Source organism: Streptomyces sparsus (assembly GCF_054776295.1).
In genome coordinates this window covers 1-2,510 of record NZ_BAAHCA010000731.1, presented here as the reverse complement: position 1 = coordinate 2,510, position 2,510 = coordinate 1, and the positions used below count along the sequence as shown (strand labels likewise).

Sequence of the window (2,510 nt, the reverse complement as noted above, 5' to 3'; positions counted from 1 at the left end):
CGCGGCACGGGCTCGCCGGCTGCCGCGCCCTGCGCGACGACTTCCCTGTGAATGGCTCACGACGCACTCCCAAGCGGTCCGACCGATGCGGGGCGGGACCCTAGCGGAGCGTGCGTCACTCTCCCAAGTGGATCAGTCACCCACGGTGATGAATGGGCGGTGTGTCGCGGGGTGCGGTCAGTAGCCGAACGCCCGGGCCGTGTTGGCCGCCACGTGCCCGGCCAGCACGTCCGTGTCCATGCCGAGCACCTCGGCCATCGCCCGCAGCGTCACCGGAACGAGATAGGGCGCGTTGGGCCGTCCGCGGTACGGCACGGGCGTGAGGAACGGCGCGTCCGTCTCCACCAGGACCTGCTCCGGCGGCGTCACCGCCAGCGCGTCGCGAAGCTGCTGGGCGTTCTTGAACGTCACGTTCCCGGCGAACGACAGGTAGTAGCCGCGGGCCGCGCACACCTTCGCCATCTCCGCGTCACCCGAGAAGCAGTGGAAGACCGTCCGCTCGGGCGCGCCCTCCTCCGCCAGGATGCGCAGCACGTCGTCGTGGGCGTCCCGGTCGTGGATGACCAGGGCCTTGCCGGTCGCCTTGGCCAGCGCGATGTGGCGGCGGAACGACTCTTGCTGCACGGCCACCCCCTCGGGGCCGGTGCGGAAGTAGTCCAGGCCCGTCTCCCCGACGGCCAGCACCTGCGGCAGGGCGGCCAGCTCGGTGATCCGCGCGAACGCGTCCTCCCACGCCTCCGTGCCCTCCTCCAGCGCCAGCCGCGGAGCCTCGTTGGGGTGCAGCGCCACCGCCGCCCACACCTGCGGATGCGCGGCGGCCACCTCCGCGGCCCAGACCGCGCGCTCCGCGGAACAGCCGATCTGCACCACCGTCGTCACGCCGACGGCGGCGGCCTTCTCCAACGCCTCCTCGACGGTGGTGCCCTGCATGTCGAGATGGGTGTGCGAGTCGGCCACCGCCACGCCGAGCGGCGCGGGAAGCGGAGGGGCCGGCTGGGCTGCCCGGTCGTCGTTGCGCATGCCCCGAATCCTAGGGCGGCGACCGGCGCGGTCCGCCTCAGTGGGGCGGCGCGGGCCGCTCCAGGCCCTGGGCCGAGCGCACCGCAGCCGCCTGCCCCGCCCGCACGATGCGCACCTTGTGCTCGTCGCAGTTGAGGCACGTCAACCGGGCCAGCGGCGACGGGACCCGCTGCCCTCCGCTGTAGTAGAGGATGAACGGCCGGTCGGCGGCGTCCACGTGGTGTTCGATGTCGTAGGTCTGCTCCCAGGCGTGCCCGCAGTGCAGACACGCGAAGGCGTAGGCCTCCTGGACCATGCGCAGAAAGCGGTGTTCCCGGGGGGCCCTGCTGTCTTCCGTCACGGCGGCTCCTCTCCACACCGGTGGACGCCGCGGCGGTCCGGTGGGCAGCGGGCCTTCCCCACTTCGGGGCAACGAAGCGGCCCCGCTCGTCATCCCGCCCTCAAGCCGGGTGACCAGCGGAAACCGTCGGGGGAGGCCGGCTGGGCCGCCGAACCCCTGCCACCTCCCACGGTAGTGCGCTACCCGCCGGTACGCCCGGCGCGGGGCGACGCACCCTGCTTCACCGCGACCACCGCGTCGAACACCTCACGCTTGGGCAGCCGCACGTCCTTGGCCACCGCGGCGATGGCCTCCTTGCGGGACTCGCCCGCCTCCTCGCGCACCGCCACCCGCCGGGCCAGCTCGGCCGCGTCCAGGTCCTGCGGACCGGGTTCCGGCGCGCCTTCGACCACCACGGTGATCTCCCCGCGCACCCCCTCGGCGGCCCACTCCACCAGCTCGCCCAGCGGCCCGCGCCGGACCTCCTCGTACGTCTTCGTCAGCTCCCGGCACACCGCAGCTCGGCGGTCCGCGCCGAACACCTCCGCCATCGCGGCCAGCGTCGCCGCCAGACGGTGCGGGGCCTCGAAGAAGACCAGCGTGCGGCGCTCCGCCGCCGACTCGCCCAGCCTGGCCAGCCGCTCGCCGGCCTTGCGCGGCAGGAACCCCTCGAAGCAGAAGCGGTCCACCGGCAGCCCGGACAGCGCCAGCGCGGTCAGCACCGCCGACGGGCCCGGCACCGCGGTCACCGCGATGCCGCGCTCCACGGCCGCCGCCACCAGCCGGTAACCCGGGTCCGACACCGAGGGCATGCCCGCGTCCGTCACCAGCAGCACCCGGGCGCCACCGGCCAGCGCGTCGGCCAACTCGGGTGTGCGCGCGGCTTCGTTGCCCTCGAAGTACGACACCACCCGGCCGCCCGGCTGCACCTCCAGCGCCTGCGTCAGCCGACGCAACCGCCTGGTGTCCTCGGCCGCGACGATGTCCGCGGCGGCCAGCTCCTTGGCGAGCCGCGGCGGTGCGTCGGCCAGGTCGCCGATCGGTGTCCCTGCGAGTACCAGCGTTCCCGTCACCCCGCCATCCTGTCACTCCCGGCCCCGCCGCCCCGCCCGCGCCGTCCGCCCCGCCGCCCCCGCCCACCTCTCCGCGACCTCCGGGGCCCGTCCCGCCG

3 protein-coding genes are annotated in these 2,510 nt (G+C 74.6%); all 3 read right to left on the bottom strand.

The genetic code is table 11. The annotated features are described in order from the left end of the window. Positions 1-177: 177 nt before the first annotated feature. A complete protein-coding gene (locus ACYVE9_RS22720) occupies positions 178-1,020 on the bottom strand; it encodes a TatD family hydrolase (protein WP_461029751.1) in 843 nt (280 codons plus the stop codon). Between the two features lie 37 nt (positions 1,021-1,057). After that, positions 1,058-1,360, bottom strand: a complete 303-nt coding sequence (locus ACYVE9_RS22715; protein WP_461029750.1) for a hypothetical protein — start codon at positions 1,358-1,360, stop codon at positions 1,058-1,060. Between the two features lie 179 nt (positions 1,361-1,539). Further along, the gene (gene rsmI, locus ACYVE9_RS22710) at positions 1,540-2,412 is read right to left on the bottom strand and encodes a 16S rRNA (cytidine(1402)-2'-O)-methyltransferase (protein WP_461029749.1); all 873 of its coding nucleotides are present in this window, start codon (positions 2,410-2,412) and stop codon (positions 1,540-1,542) included. Between the last annotated feature and the right edge of the window lie 98 nt (positions 2,413-2,510).